This is a genomic window from Ruegeria sp. CH10 (assembly GCF_056537125.1).
In genome coordinates, this window is record NZ_JBQFQY010000003.1 from 387,724 (window position 1) to 406,579 (window position 18,856).

Sequence of the window (18,856 nt, forward strand, 5' to 3'; positions counted from 1 at the left end):
GCGGCATGCGCCGCCCTGTGTCCTTTCCAGACTGATGTACGGGGGCCGATTTGAACTCTGACGTTTTTGCGCCGTGGGAAGACCCGCAGGCGAAGCCTTTGATCCAGTTCCGCAATGTCACCAAACGGTTTGGCGACTTTACGGCCATCGATAACCTGTCTCTGGACATTTTCGAGCGTGAGTTTTTCGCTCTGCTGGGGCCGTCGGGCTGCGGCAAGACCACCATGATGCGGATGCTGGCAGGGTTTGAGACACCCACCGAAGGGCATATCATGCTGGGGGGTCAGGACATTGATCCAATCCCGCCGAACAAGCGGGCGGTGAACATGATGTTCCAGTCCTACGCGCTGTTCCCTCACTTAAGCATCTGGGAAAATATCGCCTTTGGCCTGCGGCGCGACAACATGCCCAAGCATGATCTTGAGGACCGCGTCGAAGAAATGCTGCGCCTGACCCGGCTGGAGCAATTCGCCCGCCGCAAACCGCATCAGATCTCGGGCGGGCAACGCCAACGGGTGGCGCTGGCGCGGTCTCTGGCCAAAGCGCCGAAACTGTTGCTGCTGGACGAGCCGCTGGGTGCGCTGGACAAGAAACTGCGGCAGGACACGCAGTTTGAACTGATGGACATTCAGGAAAAGACCGGGACCACCTTCGTGATCGTGACTCATGATCAGGAAGAGGCCATGACCGTCGCCAGCCGCGTGGCCGTGATGGATCAGGGCAAGCTGATGCAGGTGGCCACGCCGGATCGGATTTATGAGAACCCGAACTCGGTCTATGTGGCTGACTTCATTGGCGACGTGAACATCATCCAAGGCCGCGCCTCTGCCAATGGTGGGGATACCTATCAGGTCGACTGGGCCGAAGGGCAGGCGCCGCTGACCGCGACGTCGACCAACTGGTTTGCGCAGGGGCAGGCGTGCCATCTGGCCATCCGCCCCGAGAAGGTGACGATTTCCGCCGACCGTCCGGCGGATGCGATCAACGCGGTACAGGGCAAGGTGCATGACATCGCCTATCTGGGCAACCTGTCCACTTATTACGTCGAGCTGCCGAACGGCACGATCATCAAGGCGCAGACGGCCAATACCCGCCGTATCTCGCGCCGGTCCTTTACATGGGAAGACCCGGTCTGGCTGTCCTGGACAGCCACCGCCGCGGTCCTGCTGGCCGACTGATGCGCCGCGCGGTTCTGATCGCCATCCCCTATGTCTGGCTGTTGGCGCTGTTTCTGGTACCGTTTTTCATTGTCCTGAAAATCTCGCTGTCGGACACGGAACTGGCCATCCCGCCCTATGCGCCGACGCTGGATCTCTCGCAGGGCTGGGCAGGCATCAAAGAGTTCTTCAGCCAGCTTGATCTGGAAAACTATGTCTGGTTGTCCGAGGATGATCTGTATTGGAAAGCCTACCTCTCCAGCGTCAAGATCGCGGTGATTTCCACGTTTTTCACACTGCTGGTCGGCTATCCCATCGCATATGGCATGGCCCGCGCACCCGCGGAATGGCGTCCAACGTTGATGATGCTGGTGATCCTGCCCTTCTGGACCTCATTCCTGATCCGCGTCTATGCCTGGATGGGTATCCTGTCGAACGAAGGCTATCTGAACCAGTTCCTGCTGTGGACGGGGATTATCTCAACCCCGCTGACCATTCTGAACACACCCACGGCGGTTTATATCGGGATCATCTATACCTATCTGCCATTTATGATCCTGCCGATCTATTCGGCGCTGGAACGCATGGACGAGTCGCTGATCGAAGCGGCCGAAGACCTTGGTTGTTCGCGCCTGCAGGCGTTCTGGCTGGTGACAATCCCGCTGTCGCGCCCCGGCATCATCGCGGGATGCTTCCTTGTGATGATCCCGGTGATTGGTGAGTTCGTGATCCCCTCGCTGCTGGGTGGCTCAGGCACGCTGATGATCGGTAAAGTGCTATGGGAGGAGTTCTTCTCGAACCGCGACTGGCCGGTGGCCAGCGCCGTGGCTGTGGTGCTGCTGCTGATCCTCGTGATCCCGATCGTGCTGTTCCAGCGCAACCAGCAGAAACAAACGGAGGCCGAGCGATGAACAGGCTAAGCTGGTTCAACACGGTGTCGCTGACGCTGGGGTTCGCGTTTCTCTACATCCCGATGGTCATCCTGATCCTGTATTCGTTTAACGAAAGCAAACTCGTCACCGTCTGGGCCGGGTTCTCGACCAAATGGTACGGCGAGTTGATGCAGAACGAAGGGTTTCTGGATGCGGCCTGGGTGACAATCCGTGTGGCCGTATTCTCATCGACATTGGCGACGATTCTGGGGACCGCTGCGGCCTATGTTCTGGTGCGGGGCGGGCGGTTCTTTGGCCGCACCCTGTTTTCCGGGATGATCTATGCGCCGCTGGTGATGCCCGAGGTGATCACCGGCCTGTCGCTGCTATTGCTGTTCATCGGAATCGGGCTGGACCGAGGCATTCTGACCATCGTTCTGGCCCATACGACCTTTTCGATGTGCTTTGTTTCGGTCGTCGTCTCGTCGCGTCTTGTGACTTTCGACAAGTCGCTGGAAGAGGCCGCGCTCGACCTTGGCTGCTCACCCGCGCAGGCGTTCCGGCTGGTGACCCTACCGATTATCGCGCCCGCCGTGATTTCGGGCTGGTTGCTGGCTTTTACCCTGTCTCTGGATGATCTGGTGATCGCGTCCTTTACCTCGGGGCCGTCGGCGACAACCTTGCCGATCAAGATTTTCTCGGCGGTCAGGTTGGGTGTCAGCCCTGAGATCAACGCCTTGTCCACCCTGATGATTGCGGTTGTGACGGTGGGCGTCATCACCGCATCCCTGGTGACCAAACGCGCAATGATGCGGCAAAAACAGGACGAAATGGCCGCCGCGCGCGCCGAATGAGACGGATTTTCCCTGACTATACCTATGGGGACGGGCCGCGCTCGGGTTGCTGGTGGGATGACACGGCAGACAGCCCGGACTGGCCTGTCCTGCATGGCGATCTGACCACAGATGTGGTGATTGTTGGGGGTGGGTTCACGGGGCTGGCCGCCGCTTTGCATCTGGTTGAATCCGGCGCGTCGGTTGCTGTGCTTGAGGCCGAGACACCGGGCTGGGGTGCATCTGGGCGCAATGGCGGGTTTTGCTGTCTGGGCGGTTCGAAACTAAGCCCCGCTGCGATGACCCGTCGGTTCGGGGACGAGGCAACCCGCCACTATGAACAGGCCGAGGAAGAGGCCGTGCACCTTGTCGCGGACTTGCTCTCGGCCCACGGGATCAAGGCGGATACGCATTCGAAGGGTGAGACGCAGCTGGCCCATACCCCACGCGCGATGGAGCGGCTGCGGCGTCAGGCCGGACCTGCGGGCACGCTTCACGAAGCGGGTGATTTGCCCGGTCTGGGCTTTGGGGCCGGGTTTTATGGCGGGTACACAAATCCGGTTGGCTTTGCTCTGAACCCCCGAAAATACCTGTTTGGTCTGGCCCATGCAGTGCAATCGCGCGGTGACGGCCTGTTTCAGAAGACACCGGCGCAGTCTATCACCAAAAACCGCTCTGGGTTCGAGATTCAGACAGGATCGGGCGCGATCCGGGCGACCAATGTGCTGATCTGCACCAACGGATACTCCAGCGAGGATGTCCCTGATTGGATGTCCGGGCGCTACATGCCCACGCAATCCACGGTTCTTGTGACGCGCCCGATGTCACAAGATGAGTTGCAGGCGCAGGGCTGGACCACGGGACAGATGTCCTACGATACCCGCAACCTGCTGCATTATTTCCGCCTGATGCCCGACGGCAGATTTCTGTTTGGCACGCGTGGTGGTTTGCTATCCTCAGCCCGGGCCGAGGCCGCCATTCGGCGCAAAGCCCTAAAGGATTTCAGGCGCATGTTCCCGCATTGGGCAGGCGTTGAGGTCACGCATATGTGGTCAGGCATGGTGTGCCTGTCGCGCGCGCTGACGCCGTATGCCGGGCCCGTGCCCGATCAGCCGGGCCTGTTCGCGGGGTTTGCCTATCACGGGAACGGGGTGGCGATGGGCACCTATTGCGGGCGGGCGCTGGCCCGGATGGTCCTGGGTCAGGACGCGAACCTGCCCGAGCCGATCGCACAGCCGCCGGGGCGATTCCCGCTTGGCCGCTGGCGGCGCGCTTTGAAGCCGCCTGCCTATGCCGCGATGACATTTACGGATTTCTAGCGGTCAGAGCGTCGCAAGCTCCAACTCTAACCCCGCCGCGTAATCTGCAGCCCCGTTTTCGACGCGCCACAGGCAATAGGCGGCCATTCGCCACGCATACCATTGGCGCAAGGCGACGTACCGGGTCACGATCTGCGCATCGCCATAAGCGGACAGGAAGTGTTTCTCTTCCGTCTGGGTCAGGGCCTTGCCGCGATACACATGCTGCATTGCGGGTGACAGGAACAACGCAATATCCTCGCAGGGATCACCCTGCGCCGGGCATTGCCAGTCGATCAGGGTCAGTCCCGACGGGGCCGACAGGATGTTGCCGGGGACCGGATCGCCGTGGATCAAACAGGTGCGGTCGGTGGGCGGCACATCATCCTTCGGCCTAAGCTGTTCCAACCGTCCGCGTGTGTGCGTTGCGCATCGGTCAAGAATGCTATGCCCATGCGCAGCAAGATCCGCGCTGCCGTTGCACCCCGATGGGGCCTTCACGGAAACCGACAGGCCATGCAGCTTGCGCAGCAATTCCCCCACCGGCGCAGTCCCTTCACGCCAGGTCGATCCCGGAGCGTGATCGTAAAACACCCATTGGCCGGTTTCATGCTGCCCTGCTGCGCGCAAACGCGGCACGAATCCCGTGTGCTCCAGCGCCGTCAGGCATTGCGCCTCTAGCGCGGCGTCATTGCGAAACAGTGGATTGCGCAGGCCGGATCGGTACAGTTTCAAAACCTTGCCGCCGTTTTCCCCAACCACTTTCCATACCTGATTGGTGCGCCCGCCATACAGGGTCTGAAACTGCGTTTCCTGCGCAATCAATCTTCGGTCGCGCAGGTCTTCAACTAGGTCCACAGGAGGCGTCGGGTCAGGCAGAGGGATCACCGGTACAATAAGCGAGTCGCAGGTTGCACAGGTGTGGCCCGTCCTGCCGGGCAGATCAAGCTCCGGTTCGGACCGCTGTTACCAATGCCACGGGTACAACCTCGCCGCTTTCCAGGGTCAGCATCACCGTGTCATCGCCAACCTGCGCCTCAACCACCTGATTATAGCTTGAGACCGGTTGGCTCGATAGCAGCTCCTCTCCGTCATAGCTTTCGAGGCTGGCCGAATATGTGCCTGCGGGCAAAGGGCTGCCATCACCTGCGGTCCCGGCCCAGACAAATTCCGTTTGATCGATTGGGACGGAAATGCGTTCGATTTCGGTGCCTTTGCTGTCGCGGATCACCATGACAGCACCGTCAGCCGTCGGCGCAGCCTGGGCAAACAGATTCACAGGCTCACCGTCAAACCGAAACGGCGCAGTTGTTCGCACATCCATGCCAACCCAGTTGGCTAATTCTTCGAGTTTTATGCCGCCCAGTGACGCCACCAGCTCGACCAGCGATTCGTTGGTCTGAACTTGCTGCTCGACCATCGAGAACTGCGCCAATTGCGAGGCATATTCGCTGGAATCCATCGGCTCCAACGGGTCCTGATTCTGGGCCTGGGTCGTCATCAACAGCAGAAACGTGTCGAAATCTGAGGCTACAGTCGCAGCCTGTGATCGCGACGCTGTCTGCGCTGTTGTGCTGGCCTGCGTGGCTGATTGAGTGGGGTTAATCATGGTCAAAGCCTCATATCGATGCGCCCATCCGGGCCGATGCGTGGGTATGTGGGGGCCGTGTCGGTAAGCGGTTCGGCTTGCACGGCTGTGAATTCAGCCTCTTCACCGCTGTCCGATGCGTCTTGTTGTGTATCCGCCGAGGTGCCGAGGTCAAAGGACAGATCACCCAGCCCGAAATTCTTGAATTCGGCCTCGAGCACCGACAGATGGCGGCGCATCATGTCCAGAGTTTCTGGGCGTTCGGCGCTGATCGTCAGGTGCAAGCCGTCGTCCCGACCATTCAGAACGATTGAGACCCGCCCGAGCTCCTCAGGGTTCAGCGCAACTTCGATCGCGCCGGGCTGGGATCGCACGTTGACCGCGGTGGCCATCTGATTCGCAATGGCCCGCGCCGTTTCCGCGCGCGCGGTAGCTGTCATCGCCTGAATGCCGGGGGCCGTGTCGCGGGTTGCCGCAAGCGTCGGGGCCTCGCGCGCGGGCTGGATGTCATCAACCTCGGCCCCCTGTGTGGTATCTGCCTGAACGGTGACCGGGTCCGAGGCCAAAAGCTGTATCTGCGCAAAACTTGTTGCGCGTTCCGGCCCTTTTGGTGCTTGCGCCTTGGGGGCGATCGGTGTCTGGACCGGCGCCTCTGGTAGCGCCGCAGTAAACGAAGTGCGCGTCATGTCTTGTGGTCCGCCGCCCATCGGTTGCGGAGTCACAGGGTGCATCTTGGGCGGGATGGCCGTCTCTGGTTTTCGAGACTGGCGCTCAGCGCCCAGCATAAGTGCCGTAAACGCTGAGGAGACAAGCTGTTGTGCCGGATGCTCGGTTTGGGGCGCTGTCTCGGGGTTTGGGGCATCGGGCTGGGGTTGCTTTATCGCGGTCTCAGCCACTTGGGGAGACGAAGAAGCAGCCTCGGGCGGGGTAACTGAATCTGATTCCGGCGGCAGAACATCGACGGCAGGGCGGGCTTTATCGGGCTGTTGACCTTCAACCGGCACGGGCAGTTCGGTACCTTCGACCTCGGTTGTGGACCCCTCTAGCTCGGCAGCTTCATCAGGCGTTTGCACCAACAGGTCCGTCAATTCTGCTTCGCCCGAATCCGGGTTGGTTTCCTGATCCATGACCGATTGAAACGATGCAGCCTCGCCGGTTTTTGGGGGGGCAGCATCGGGTTTGGCGGTCGCGGTTGGTGAGGAGATCACCGCTGTAAGAGGGTTGGGCATTTTGCTCCGACTCCGGTTGTGTCGCCATAAATCTGCCCGCAGGAAGTTACGTTTATTTTAACTGCTTTCGCCTTTGATCAAGAAAGTTCGATGCAAATTTCGGAGAACCCGATGAAGATTTCCGCTCCCCTTCCCACCGCCCAACCCCCAACGACAAACCAAAAACTAAAGGCCGCTGCCGTCGAGTTGGAGGCTGCATTTCTGGCCGAAATGCTCAAGTCTTCGGGTCTGGGTAAAACCAGCCAGTCCTTTGGCGGCGGCGCGGGTGAGGATCAGTTCGCCTCGTTCCTTGTGCAGCATCAGGCGCGGGCGCTGGCCGAGTCCGGCGGCGTCGGGCTGTCCGAAATTCTGTTTCAGTCCATGATGGAGAAAACCAATGCCGACGAAACCTGAAACCGATCTGATCACGTCTTTGGAAGAGGTGCTGGACCTTGAGAGGGCCGCGCTTGTCGATGGCGATCTGGATCGGTTGAATCACATGGCGCCGGAAAAGGAAAAGCTGATCGGTGCGATCAATGAGCTGCAGGTGCTGGACAGTGCCGAATTGATTCGCCTGCAACAAAAGGTCGAGCGGAATCAGGCGCTGTTGAACAGTGCGGCCGAAGGGATTCGCGCCGTGGCCAGCCGCATGGCCGAATTGCGTCGTGTACGGCAGGAATTCAGTACCTATGGGGCGAATGGTCAGCGCAACGGATACACCATGCGCCACCATGCCAAGCTGGAGAAACGGGCTTAGCGTCGGGTTTGATTCAAATCCTAAGTTTCTGATTGGGGCGCTTTAGCACTCCGTTAGGGGATCAGGGTCAAAGGTGGTCGGGCACCTGAAACAGCAGGTGGCGCGAACAGCCGGACGGCGGATCGCAGTGATCAGAAAGACGTTAAAGCCCGCAGATGGTGCGGGGTTAGCACGGGCGCAAAGGGCCCATACGTAAAAAGGAAGAAGCTATGTCCAGCATTCTGACCAACAATGGCGCAATGGTTGCGCTGCAGACCCTGAAATCGGTCAACAAGAACCTGGCAATGACCCAGAACGCGATCTCGACCGGTAAGGACGTCGCGACTGCCAAAGACAACTCGGCCGTCTGGGCGATCTCGAAAGTGATGGAATCCGACGTCAAAGGCTTCAATGCGATCAAGGACAGCCTGGCGCTGGGTGAATCGACCGTTGCGGTGGCGCGGAACGCGTCGGAGACCGTGACCGATCTGCTGAACCAGATGAAAGGCAAGATCGTCGCGGCGCAAGAAGACAACGTGGACCGCGGCAAGATCAACGCAGACGTGAGCGCGCTGAAGGATCAGATCGAATCCGTCGTTGGTGCGGCGCAGTTCAACGGTCTGAATCTGGTCAACGGGTCCTCGGGTCCGGCATCGATTCTGTCGTCGCTGGATCGTGATGCCGGCGGTAATGTCTCGGCTTCATCGATCAGCGTTGCCGCGCAGGATCTGTCGGTGGGTGGCTACACGGCCAAGGGTGTTCTGGCGGGGTCGGATAACGTGACCACCGACAATGACACTGCCGGTTTCACCATGGATAAGACCGGTGGTACTGGTGACATCGTGATCGACAGCTCGACCGACAACTTCGAGGCGGGTGACAAGGTCTCGATTGCGGTGGGTGATCAGGTTGCGACCTACACCATCCAAGCCTCCGATCTGGATCCGTCGGGCACCTATGATGCGGCCTATACCGATGCCGTTGTTGCCGTGGGTCTGAAAAACAAGATCGACTCTCTGGGTGTCACCGGTGTCGCGATTGACTACGACTCGGGCGACCCTGGGCGTTTGACATTCGTGACCGGTACCGCAACTGCGGGCGCTGATGCGGATCGTGATGTGACCGTTGCGGCACAGTTCACCAACGCCGGTGCTGGTGGTCTTGGTGCCCTGGATTCGATCGACGTTTCCACGGATGCGGGTGCATTGGCTGCTTTGGGTACCATCGAAACGCTGATCGACACGGCCATTGATGCCTCAGCCGCCTTCGGCTCGGCGCAGGGTCGGATCGAGACGCAGAAAGAGTTCATCTCGAACCTGTCGGACTCGTTCAAATCCGGCATCGGCTCTTTGGTTGACGCCGACATGGAAGAGACCTCGGCCCGTCTGCAGGCCCTGCAGGTGCAGCAGCAGCTGGCGACACAGTCGCTGTCGATTGCCAACCAGGCACCGCAGTCGATCCTGTCTCTGTTCCGTTAATCTTTGGAACCTGGTCGGGGCGTGGAAACGCGCCCCGACACTGACCGGCAAAAGACGGCTTATTGGAAGGATTTCAAGTGACACCGCACTCTCTTGCACAGCGAGCCTATGCGCAGACCGCCGCGCCCACCCGCACCCCGCGCGACACCGAATACGAGGCAATCTCAAAGATCACGCATCGGCTCAAGGCCGCTGCCGCCCGACAAAAGACAGATTTTGGCGGATTCGTTCAGGCCCTGCACGAAAATCGCCGCCTTTGGAGTGTGCTGGCCAGTGGCGTCACCGATTCCGACAATGGATTGCCCAATGAGCTGCGGGCGCGGATTTTCTATCTGGCCGAGTTTACCGAACAGCACAGCAGTCAGGTTTTGGGCAATAAGGCCACTGTTGAACCATTGTTGGAGATCAACATGGCCGTTCTGCGGGGTCTTCGGCAGATGAGGGCCACCTGATGGGCGGGTTGGTTCTGAAACTGGCACCGAAAGAAAGGGTGCTGATCAACGGTGTTGTTGTCGAAAACGGGGACCGGCGCAGCCGGTTCTCTATCATGACGCCAGAGGCGAATGTTCTGCGTCTGCGGGATGCCATTCACCCTGATGAGGTGAACACCCCGGTCCGGCGCGTATGTTATGCGACGCAGCTTGTTCTGTCGGGCGATATGGCCCCCGAACAGGCCCGCCAGCAATTGCTGCGGCGGGTCGAAGAACTGAGCCAGGTCTTCACCGATGCGGACAGCCGCCGTGTTCTGTCCGAGGCGACCGAGGCACTGTTGGCCGAGCAGTATTACAAGTGTCTGAAATCCTTGCGCGCCCTGTTGCCGCGCGAAGAGCGTTTGATGGCGTATCAGCAATGACCTTTCAACCTGTCATCCCCACAGGCGGTATCGTCGGCTGGCGGTTTCTGCAGCGCACCTATGACGCGCAGCTGGACAGCTTTTCGTCCTCCTCCGTCAATGAGAGGGAGACGCAGTATTTTCTGGACAATATCGGTAAGGTTGAAACGGCCGAGGATCTGGTCTCGGACCGGCGACTGTTGCAGGTGGCACTGGGGGCTTTTGGGTTGGAGGAGGATATCAACAACCGCTATTTCATCCAGAAAATCCTGTCCGATGGCACCAGCGCCGAAGACGCCCTTTCGAACCGCTTGTCCGATGGGCGGTATCGGGAATTTGCCGAGGCTTTCGGTCTGGGCCCTGGTGAGATACGGAGGACAGGTCTTGTGACCTTCATGGAGGACATTGTCCGTAACAATGTCGTCTCGCGTTTTGAAGTGGCGGTGGGCCAATCTGATGAAACCATGCGGATTGCCCTTTACGCGCAGCATGCGCTTGCTGATCTGGCGTCAGAGAGCAGCAGCAAGGATACCAAGTGGTTTGATTTGATGGGCCTGCCACCGCTGCGCAACATGATGGAAACGGCGCTTGGGCTGCCATCGAGTTTTGCCCAGCTGGACCTCGACCGTCAGCTTGAGGTTTTCAAAGGCCGGCTTTCGGGGCTGACGGGATCGGATGATCTGGCGCAATTCACGGATGAAGACGCCGTGGCGCAGCTCACCGACCGCTTTCTGGCCCGCAGCCAGATCGCGCAGTTGCAAAGCACGATGTCACCTGCGCAAACGGCCCTGATCTTGCTGGGCGGCTAGGACCGGGCTGCACAATACAGTCCCAGAGGGTCAGGAGACCGTCACGCGTCCAGAACTGCGTCCGCGGCTGTACGTAGCGCAAAGGATGTCACCGGCTGGGACACGTTGTGCAGTTTGACCTCGCCCAGCGGAACCGCATTTGCGCAGGCGGGCTGAATATCGGCTGACACAACGATCCGGTGGCCGAGCTTTTTGCCATATTCGCCAAGCCGCGCTGCCACGTTCGCCGCCTGCCCGATAACGGTGAAATCCAGCCGCTCTCGCGACCCTATATTGCCATAGGTCACACGCCCATAGGCGACGCCGATCGAGCAATCGCAATGGGTGTCAGACCCGGATTGGCGCAGCTCACCCAGTTTTTCGACGATTTCGGTTGCGGATTTCTGGGCGTTGCCACGCGCCGCATCCGGGTCGTCGCCTGCGGGGAACACGGCCAATACCGCGTCTCCGATGAACTTCAGCACTTCGCCGCCATTGTCATGCACAATACCCGACACGGTTTCGAAGAAATCGTTCAGCAGGTTGATATAGGCGGCGCGGCAAAGGCGTTCTTCCAGACTGGTTGAGTTGCGCAGGTCGCAGAACATGATGGCGGCGTCGATCTCATCGCCATCGCCACGCCGTATCTCACCCCCCAACACCCGCGCGCCCGAGCGTTTGCCGACATAGGTCTCTAGCAGCACCTGCGCATTCTCGCGCTGCATGAAGACCTCATAGTACCGGGCAATCACGGCAGAACATTCAAACACCAGCCCAAGATTTTCGGTGGTAAAGCCATCGGGGTGGTCGCAGGTCAGGGTCAGAACATTGGTTCGCCCGTCCGAGAACGGCAGCGGCATGGCAACATAGTCGGTGGCCCCTTTGGCGCGCAAATCCTCCATGATCGGAAAGCTGTTATGCGGGTTTTCGTCGTTCAGCCGCTGACGCACGCCGCCCAACCCGTTCGACACATGGCGCAGGGGACTGTTGATATAGGCTGGGTGGTCATGGATTTCATAGGTGGGCACGTTGGTCGAAATCTCTGCCTCACCCTTTTCCCAGATGTAGTGTTTGCCCGCGATCAGGGGATGCAGCGACCATGCCAGAATACTGAGGCGCTGAATCGCGAGACCATGGTCCAGCATCTTTTCGGCCAGCGCCTTGGTGAATGCCTCGGGCGTCTGGTTTTCAGATGCGCCGCGCATCAGCCAGTCGATCAGAGGGCCGCTGATATTGCCGTCTTCGGGCTCGTGCAGTTGATTTTCACCCAGATCGATCCGCGTATAAGCATCGGGCATGAAACCGATATGGCCCTGAATGCTGGTGCTTTCGGGCAGGGCGTCCTCATAGGCCCAAACGGAATTCGCAAGACGCTGCCCCGCGACGACGATGTCGTGATAGGTCGCTGTGCCTTTGAACGGGCAAAAGGTCTGAAGCTCGGTCTCTTCGCCCAGGTCGATGCACACATCCTGGCGCGGAATATAGACCGTGGCGGGCAGCCGGGTCTCATACATGACTTTGGCGTTGTGGCTTTCGGCCAGCAGGATGTCATCCCGGTAGATCGCAATCCGGCCGCTCAGGTCCTGAACCGAGATGCCATAGCCTTTGGTCTTTGGGGTGGTGTGGATGTTCATCATCAGACTCCCTGACGCGAGTCCTTATAGGATGGGCCTTTCCGCACCGCTTTCCAAGGGGGTCGGGCTGGTTTTGCCACACAGGCCCTGTGCGCGGTGGCAGGTTCAGACCATCTGGATCACATCTTTTTCGATGGACAGCATATAGCCCTTTTTGGCGATATTCTTGACCAACAGCTCACTGACCATCTGATTGCCCAAGGCATCCCGCAGTCGCTTGATGCGGGTGGCACCGGCGGCCTCATCGCAATCGGCAGCGTCCCGGCCCGAGATTACGGATTCAATCTGGGCACCGGACAGGACCTCATCATCCAAACGCGATTCAGCCAGTACCGACAGGGTTTCCATCGCGGCGGGGGTCAGTTTGAAATCCATGTTGTTGAGGTAGACGGTGTTTTCCTCGCGGCTGATCAGCAGGGATGTGACCTGAATGCCATTGCGTTCGATCTGCGCCATGCGACGGTTCAGGAAGACCAGCATCACCAGAAACACCAGGGCCGAGATCAGCATCGCGCTGGCAAAGACCAGCAGCACAAAGATCACCATGCGATAGCTGGACAGCGTGTCGGCAAAGGCGGTGCCGGACTGGGCCAGAATCTCCAACAATCGGATTTCGGTTTGCGAGGTCAGGTCGCTTTCGATGAACAGCCGTTCAACCCGAGCGTTAAAGGCGTTGGCGTCGGGCAGGGTCCAGAACAGGAACACCGCCGCCGTTACCAGAATCAAAACGATCGCCGCGATGCCCGCGCCGACCAGCCTGACACCGGACCGGCGGGCCTCAGTAACGGAGATAGAATTGTCCGGCATTGGCCTTCCTCTTATCCAACCCTTCCGGTCCGAAAACGGACATGACGTTCAGCAGGGTCCAGCCCGACCTTTGCAGGCGCTGGGCGACTTCGCGTTTTGCCTGGCCTTTGTCGCAGGCAGACACCTGCATGACACCGTAATGCAGGCGCAGCGGGTTGTCCTGTTTGGCCTTGTAATCGGCATAGCAATCGGCCGCCGCAGCGGCAGAGCCAAGCGATAGCAGGGCAATCAGGACCAGAGAAGAGAGGATCTGTTTCATAGGCCGCATCCTGCGCATGGGTTGGCGGGATATTCAATAACCTAAGGGGGTTCGGGGACCTGATATCGAATAACATCCCCGCGTTATTGCTTGTCTGAAGGGCGCAGGCCCAGTGTCGGGTCATCGAGCACACGGCCCGTCACCCGGGCTTTCCAAGACGACTGAAGGACACACACCATGCATAAGAAATTCATCGCCCTGATCATAGCTTCGGCTGTTGCCATCACCGGGGTGTCTGCCTCGCAGGCGCGGGCCGCAGATGCCGAGGACATTATCGGTGGTCTTGCGGCGCTGGCGCTGTTGGGCGTCGCGGTCAAGCACTTTAACGACGAGCGCAAACAGAACACCGTGACGCACAACTACAACCACGTCTATCAGCTGCCCAAGCAGCCAGCCTACACCAAGCCCAAGCCGAAACCGCATCATGTCCGCCCGCTGCCCAAACATGTGGCCCGCTATAACCTGCCGCAGCGCTGCCTGCGGACCTTCAAGGCTTATTCACACAACAAACGCCTGTTGGGGCAGACTTGTCTGAAAAATCACTACAAATACGCCAAAAGCCTGCCGCACCAGTGCAAGGTGAAGTTCTGGAATGGCAAAAAGACCAAGCGGGCATATCACCCCGGCTGTCTGCGCCAGAACGGTTACCGGATCAGTTACAAGTAACGTGTTTCGAGCAGGAGCGGCGCCACAGAAGCGCCGCGCAGAGAGGGGGTGGTGCAAGCTGCCCTCTCTTTTTTTGGCTTGCGATGCTGTGTGAAACGCTGTTTTCCGGGGGTATGACGCAACCGGATTACGAAATTGAAAAGGCCGCCCATGCGCAGGGCTATCTGCGCATCGCGGGCGTGGACGAGGTCGGGCGCGGGCCATTGGCCGGGCCGGTGGTGGCCGCTGCAGTGGTTCTGAACCCGGCAGATATCCCCGAAGGGCTGAATGATTCCAAGAAACTGACGGCTAAGCGCCGTGCCACGCTTGAGGCCGCCCTGCGCGAATGTGCAGAAGTTGCAATTGCCGAGGCATCGGTGGCCGAGATCGACGAACACAACATCTTGCGCGCCTCGCATCTGGCGATGGAACGCGCGGTGGCGGCGCTGGATCCGCCGCCCGACTATCTGCTGATCGATGGAAACATGATTCCGCGCGGGCTGACGATTCCGGCGCAGGCCGTGGTGCAAGGCGACGCGCATTCGGTGTCGATTGCGGCGGCCTCGATCGTTGCAAAAAACTGGCGCGATCAACTGATGGTGGATTTGGCGCAACAGCATCCGGGCTACGGGTGGGAAACAAATGCAGGTTATCCGTCAAAACAACACAGGGACGCGCTGCGAAATCTTGGTGTAACCCCACACCATAGACGTTCGTTCAAACCGGTCCACAATATCTTGTATCAAGAGTAAATTGTAAGTCTCTGATTCAAAAAAGAAATTGACGGCGAATCGTCTTTGACTCATCCTTGTCTCAACCAAATGAGCGCAAAAGCGCCGTGGACACTTGAGGCAGTGATATGACTACGACCACCAAAAAGGGCGCAAAAGCGCTCCCTTTAAACACGATTCTATCCGGGGACTGCATCGATGTGATGAACAGTCTGCCCGAGGCATCTGTTGATTTGATTTTCGCAGATCCGCCCTATAACTTGCAGCTCAAAGGCCAGTTGCATCGCCCGGATAACTCTCAGGTGGATGCGGTTGACGATCACTGGGATCAGTTTTCCAGCTTTGGGGCTTATGACCAGTTCACGCGCGAATGGCTGAAGGCGGCGCATCGGTTGCTGAAGCCCAACGGGGCGATTTGGGTGATCGGGTCTTATCACAACATTTTCCGCGTTGGTTCGGCCCTGCAGGATGCGGGCTATTGGATTTTGAATGACGTCGTGTGGCGCAAGTCGAATCCGATGCCGAACTTCCGTGGCAAGCGGTTCACCAATGCGCATGAAACAATGATCTGGGCGTCCAAGCAGGAAGGCGCAAAGTACACGTTCAATTACGAGGCGTTGAAGGCGCTGAATGAAGGCGTGCAGATGCGCAGCGATTGGGTGCTGCCGATCTGCACCGGGCACGAGCGTCTCAAGGATGAAAACGGTGACAAGGCGCATCCGACGCAAAAACCGGAATCGCTGTTGCACCGCGTTCTGGTCGGCTCGACCAATCCCGGCGATGTGATTTTGGACCCCTTCTTTGGCACCGGCACGACCGGTGCGGTGGCCAAGATGCTGGGGCGCGAATTCATCGGCATCGAGCGCGAGGAAAGCTATCGCAAAGTGGCCGAAAAGCGCATCTCCAAGGTTCGTAAATTCGACCGCGAGGCGCTGGAGGTCAGCGCCAGCAAACGCGCCGAGCCGCGCGTGCCCTTTGGCCAGCTGGTCGAACGCGGCATGCTGCGCCCGGGCGAAGAGCTTTACTCCATGAACCAGCGCCACAAGGCCAAGGTGCGCGCCGATGGCACGCTGGTCGGCGACAACGTCAAGGGCTCGATCCACCAAGTGGGCGCGCATCTGGAAAACGCGCCGTCATGCAACGGTTGGACCTACTGGTGCTTTAAGCGCGACGGCAAAACGGTGCCGATTGACGTGCTGCGTCAGCAGATCCGCGCGGAGCTGCACAACTGATTTCACGAATACCGCCGGTGCCTGTGGCCTGACACAAGGCACTACGCCTTGCCCCGCCGTTCTCGGCGGGGTCTTTTGTTTTCTTCACATTCTTGTTTCTGTATGAGTTCCTTAAAGCCCGCAGCGCAGCGAGGGAGCCTCAGCAATGTCGGATACCACAGTCGGCGAGTCCCGTTTTGGTCGGTTTTTTGTAACCCAGCCCGAAACATACGATCTGGACAACAAATACACCGAGGCCGCTTTGGAACGGCACAAGCGCGAAGGGTTGGAGCTGGCCGTCCGAGCCCGCTGGATTGCGATGGGGCTGACCGGGGTGTTGCTGGTCTTTCTCAACCCTGCTTGGGACGTGATGTGGTATCATTTCATCCTGCTTTTGATCTGCGCGAATGGCTGGCTGATCCGGCGGGCGGGTCGTGTTGGGCAGTCTCGGGTCGAGCTGCTGCTGATTTTCGTCGATCTGCTGATCATGACCCTGGGTATGATCGTTCCGAACCCGTTCAGTGATGATGTGCGCCCGCTGGCGATGCAGTACCGGTTCGACAACTTTCAGTATTTCTTCATCATTCTGGCTGCGGGGACACTGGCCTATTCCTGGCGCACGGTGATTGCGCTTGGATCCTGGACCGCAGGCATATGGACGGCGGGATGGATCATCGCGTGGTGGGTGGCGACCCCGATGCCCGACCTCAGCGAACGGGTGGCCGGGGCTTTGGCCGGGTTCCCTGATGTGGCCGAGTTGCTGGACCCCAACAGCTTTGATCCATCGCTGCGCATACAGCAGGTGATTGTCTTCATGATGGTTGCGGTGACTTTGGGCGTGTCGATGCGGCGGCTCAACCGGTTGCTGATGACCAATGCGGGGTTGGAGAGGGAGCGGGCGAACCTGTCGCGGTATTTCTCACCCAATGTGGTCGAGGAGCTGAGCCAGAATGACGAGCCGCTCAAGCAGGTGCGCAAAGAGAATATCGCCGTGCTGTTTGTCGATATCGTCGGGTTCACAAAATACGCTGCCGGGCGCGATCCCTATGAGGTGATCGAGGTTTTGCGGGGGTTTCATGCACGGATGGAAACCGAAGTATTTCGCCACCACGGGACGCTGGACAAGTATCTGGGCGATGGGTTGATGGCGACCTTTGGAACGCCGGTTCCCACACCTTTGGATGCCAGTAACGCATTGGCCTGCGCCCGTGCGATGGTCGAGGTGATGAACCGTTGGAACACCGAGCGCCGTCGGGCAGGCGAGCCCGAGATACATGTGGGGATCGGGGTGCACTACGGGGCCGTTGTTCTGGGTGACATCGGAGCCAACCGATTGGAGTTTGCAGTGATCGGGGATGCGGTGAACGTGGCCGCCAAGTTAGAGGCGCTGACCCGCGAGTTGCAGGCCCGGGTGGTGATCAGTGACGCGGTGCGGGACCAGTTGCGAAACGAAGGCAACAGCGCGCCGGAACTGATGACAGGCTTTGACAGGCGCGCAAACTATGCCGTTCGGGGGGTCGTCGCGCCGATGGACGTGTGGGAACTGAAGGGTTAGGGGCTCCCGCCCGTTGCCCCTGCATCAAAGATGCAAGGCCACCCGTTGGGCCCGGCAGCGCGCTGGCGCGCGCTGCGGTCAGGCCCGTGGGTGCGGGTTTTCTGCGCGATTATAGAGCGTCCAATCTGTAACCTCGGGGTAGTATTGGCGCCGCCAAGCGCGGACGCGGGGGTTCATGACGCGCCGCCACAGCGGTGGGATCATGGCCGCGACGGTCATCACCGGGTAGCCATAGGGCAGTTGTGGGGCTGCGTCTTCGGAATGGTGTTGCAGCAGGGGAAAGCGGCGGTTGGGCTTGTAATGGTGGTCGGAATGGCGCTGCAGGTTGATCAGCAGCCAGTTCGACGCTTTTTGCGAGGCATTCCACGAATGGCGCGGCTGGATGTGTTCGTATTTTCCGTCGCCCAGATGTTTGCGGGTCAGGCCGTAATGTTCGACATAGTTGACCAGTTCGAGCTGCCAGATGGCCGTGCCCGCCTGAATCAGGAACAGGGCGAGGCCGGGCAGTCCTCCGATCAGCAGCGCCAGAGCCAGCATCGCGCCTTGCAGCGCCCAGTAGCGCCAGAACGGGTTTGCTGCGTCTGTCCAGGGGCGATCTTTGCGGGCGAGTTTTTCGCGTTCGGCCCGGAAGGCCGAGGTCAGGCAGGCGATCAGGACGCGTGGGTAAAAACGGTGGAACCCTTCGTTATAGCGCGCGGTCACCGGATCGCGCGGCGTTCCGACATAGCGGTGATGGACCAGCAGGTGCTCGGACCGGAAATGCGAATAAAGCACCATCGCCAGAAGGATATCCCCCAGCCAGCGTTCGAACCGGCCTTTCTGGTGCATCAGCTCGTGGCTGTAATTGATGCCGATCGTGCCCGAGATCACACCCATGCCAAAAAACAGCCCGATCTTGGCCGGTGTGGACAGATGGTCGGTATGGGTGGCGTACCAGATCAGCCCATAGAGGGTGAGGAACTGCACCGGCACCCATAGTTTGGTCAGCAGAATGTACCAGCGCAGGACCGTGTCGGGCGTGTCGGGGTCAGCGTTACCCAGTTCCAGCCCGGTCAGCCGGTCCAGCACAGCAAAGGCCCACCAGGTCGACAGAGGGACCAGCAAGACCCACCAGCCGCCCGCGACCGCCGCGAACCAGATCAGAGGGATCAGCAGGAATGAGACCCAGAACGGCAGGGCCGATTGCCAGCGGGACAAAGTGGCTGATGCGATCATTCTTGACCT

21 protein-coding genes are annotated in these 18,856 nt (G+C 59.5%); 14 read left to right on the top strand and 7 right to left on the bottom strand.

The genetic code is table 11. The features are described 5' to 3' along the window. The first annotated feature begins 50 nt into the window (after positions 1-50). From ACRZ94_RS12135 to ACRZ94_RS12150, 4 genes are read left to right on the top strand one after another with little or no spacing between them, the layout of a single operon-like run. On the top strand, positions 51-1,178 hold the full coding sequence (locus tag ACRZ94_RS12135) for an ABC transporter ATP-binding protein (RefSeq protein ID WP_480797449.1): 1,128 nt from the start codon (positions 51-53) through the stop codon (positions 1,176-1,178). After that, positions 1,178-2,068 carry an ABC transporter permease subunit gene (locus tag ACRZ94_RS12140; protein ID WP_480797450.1) on the top strand — a complete coding sequence of 297 codons (891 nt, stop codon included), beginning with the start codon at positions 1,178-1,180 and terminating at the stop codon, positions 2,066-2,068. Before ACRZ94_RS12135 ends, ACRZ94_RS12140 begins: the two co-directional genes overlap by 1 nt. Next, complete coding sequence (locus ACRZ94_RS12145; protein ID WP_480653641.1) at positions 2,065-2,883, top strand: ABC transporter permease; 819 nt, start codon at positions 2,065-2,067, stop codon at positions 2,881-2,883. The genes ACRZ94_RS12140 and ACRZ94_RS12145 overlap by 4 nt, the downstream gene beginning before the upstream one ends. Further along, a complete protein-coding gene (locus ACRZ94_RS12150) occupies positions 2,880-4,181 on the top strand; it encodes an NAD(P)/FAD-dependent oxidoreductase (protein ID WP_480797451.1) in 1,302 nt (433 codons plus the stop codon). The genes ACRZ94_RS12145 and ACRZ94_RS12150 overlap by 4 nt, the downstream gene beginning before the upstream one ends. Positions 4,182-4,184: 3 nt before the next feature. Here the strand turns inward: ACRZ94_RS12150 and ACRZ94_RS12155 are convergent, their stop codons facing one another. From ACRZ94_RS12155 to ACRZ94_RS12165, 3 genes are all read right to left on the bottom strand, one after another. Continuing rightward, on the bottom strand, positions 4,185-5,018 hold the full coding sequence (locus ACRZ94_RS12155; protein ID WP_480653645.1) for a phosphotransferase family protein: 834 nt from the start codon (positions 5,016-5,018) through the stop codon (positions 4,185-4,187). Positions 5,019-5,103: 85 nt separating this feature from the next. Continuing rightward, on the bottom strand, positions 5,104-5,769 hold the full coding sequence (locus ACRZ94_RS12160) for a flagellar hook capping FlgD N-terminal domain-containing protein (RefSeq protein WP_480653647.1): 666 nt from the start codon (positions 5,767-5,769) through the stop codon (positions 5,104-5,106). A gap of 2 nt (positions 5,770-5,771) precedes the next feature. Beyond that, the gene (locus tag ACRZ94_RS12165) at positions 5,772-6,977 is read right to left on the bottom strand and encodes a flagellar hook-length control protein FliK (protein ID WP_480797452.1); all 1,206 of its coding nucleotides are present in this window, start codon (positions 6,975-6,977) and stop codon (positions 5,772-5,774) included. Between the two features lie 111 nt (positions 6,978-7,088). Here ACRZ94_RS12165 and ACRZ94_RS12170 point away from each other — a divergent pair, with 111 nt between their 5' ends. The 6 genes from ACRZ94_RS12170 (at position 7,089) to ACRZ94_RS12195 (ending at position 10,811) form a co-directional block, all read left to right on the top strand. After that, positions 7,089-7,370 carry a rod-binding protein gene (locus ACRZ94_RS12170; RefSeq protein ID WP_480797453.1) on the top strand — a complete coding sequence of 94 codons (282 nt, stop codon included), beginning with the start codon at positions 7,089-7,091 and terminating at the stop codon, positions 7,368-7,370. Further along, the gene (locus tag ACRZ94_RS12175; RefSeq protein WP_480797454.1) at positions 7,354-7,713 is read left to right on the top strand and encodes a flagellar biosynthesis protein FlgN; all 360 of its coding nucleotides are present in this window, start codon (positions 7,354-7,356) and stop codon (positions 7,711-7,713) included. Before ACRZ94_RS12170 ends, ACRZ94_RS12175 begins: the two co-directional genes overlap by 17 nt. Before the next feature lie 209 nt (positions 7,714-7,922). Next, positions 7,923-9,170 (top strand): flagellin N-terminal helical domain-containing protein, encoded by a 1,248-nt coding sequence (locus ACRZ94_RS12180; protein WP_480653655.1) that lies wholly within the window; start codon positions 7,923-7,925, stop codon positions 9,168-9,170. A 77-nt stretch (positions 9,171-9,247) separates the two neighbouring features. Then, a complete protein-coding gene (gene flaF, locus ACRZ94_RS12185; protein WP_480653657.1) occupies positions 9,248-9,622 on the top strand; it encodes a flagellar biosynthesis regulator FlaF in 375 nt (124 codons plus the stop codon). After that, positions 9,622-10,023, top strand: a complete 402-nt coding sequence (gene flbT / locus ACRZ94_RS12190; protein ID WP_480653659.1) for a flagellar biosynthesis repressor FlbT — start codon at positions 9,622-9,624, stop codon at positions 10,021-10,023. The genes flaF and flbT overlap by 1 nt, the downstream gene beginning before the upstream one ends. After that, on the top strand, positions 10,020-10,811 hold the full coding sequence (locus ACRZ94_RS12195; protein ID WP_480653661.1) for a DUF1217 domain-containing protein: 792 nt from the start codon (positions 10,020-10,022) through the stop codon (positions 10,809-10,811). The genes flbT and ACRZ94_RS12195 overlap by 4 nt, the downstream gene beginning before the upstream one ends. 41 nt (positions 10,812-10,852) lie before the next feature. Here ACRZ94_RS12195 and ACRZ94_RS12200 read toward each other — a convergent pair whose 3' ends face one another. From ACRZ94_RS12200 to ACRZ94_RS12210, 3 genes are all read right to left on the bottom strand, one after another. Next, entirely contained in the window at positions 10,853-12,424 is a 1,572-nt protein-coding gene (locus tag ACRZ94_RS12200; protein WP_480797511.1) for a DUF427 domain-containing protein, read from the bottom strand. Between the two features lie 105 nt (positions 12,425-12,529). Continuing rightward, the gene (locus ACRZ94_RS12205; protein WP_480797455.1) at positions 12,530-13,231 is read right to left on the bottom strand and encodes a winged helix-turn-helix domain-containing protein; all 702 of its coding nucleotides are present in this window, start codon (positions 13,229-13,231) and stop codon (positions 12,530-12,532) included. Then, complete coding sequence (locus tag ACRZ94_RS12210; RefSeq protein WP_480797456.1) at positions 13,203-13,490, bottom strand: hypothetical protein; 288 nt, start codon at positions 13,488-13,490, stop codon at positions 13,203-13,205. The genes ACRZ94_RS12205 and ACRZ94_RS12210 overlap by 29 nt, the downstream gene beginning before the upstream one ends. Positions 13,491-13,667: 177 nt before the next feature. Here ACRZ94_RS12210 and ACRZ94_RS12215 point away from each other — a divergent pair, with 177 nt between their 5' ends. The 4 genes from ACRZ94_RS12215 to ACRZ94_RS12230 all read left to right on the top strand — a co-directional run bounded on the left by ACRZ94_RS12215 (position 13,668) and on the right by ACRZ94_RS12230 (position 17,632). Beyond that, positions 13,668-14,156: a hypothetical protein gene (locus ACRZ94_RS12215; protein WP_480653669.1), complete on the top strand. Its 489-nt coding sequence runs from the start codon at positions 13,668-13,670 to the stop codon at positions 14,154-14,156. Between the two features lie 113 nt (positions 14,157-14,269). After that, positions 14,270-14,887, top strand: coding sequence for a ribonuclease HII (locus ACRZ94_RS12220; protein WP_480797457.1), 618 nt, complete (start codon positions 14,270-14,272; stop codon positions 14,885-14,887). A gap of 107 nt (positions 14,888-14,994) precedes the next feature. Continuing rightward, positions 14,995-16,098 carry a DNA methyltransferase gene (locus ACRZ94_RS12225; protein ID WP_480797458.1) on the top strand — a complete coding sequence of 368 codons (1,104 nt, stop codon included), beginning with the start codon at positions 14,995-14,997 and terminating at the stop codon, positions 16,096-16,098. A gap of 145 nt (positions 16,099-16,243) precedes the next feature. Then, positions 16,244-17,632, top strand: coding sequence for an adenylate/guanylate cyclase domain-containing protein (locus tag ACRZ94_RS12230; protein WP_480653675.1), 1,389 nt, complete (start codon positions 16,244-16,246; stop codon positions 17,630-17,632). Between the two features lie 78 nt (positions 17,633-17,710). Here the strand turns inward: ACRZ94_RS12230 and ACRZ94_RS12235 are convergent, their stop codons facing one another. Next, the gene (locus tag ACRZ94_RS12235) at positions 17,711-18,847 is read right to left on the bottom strand and encodes an alkane 1-monooxygenase (protein WP_480653677.1); all 1,137 of its coding nucleotides are present in this window, start codon (positions 18,845-18,847) and stop codon (positions 17,711-17,713) included. Positions 18,848-18,856 lie beyond the last annotated feature (9 nt).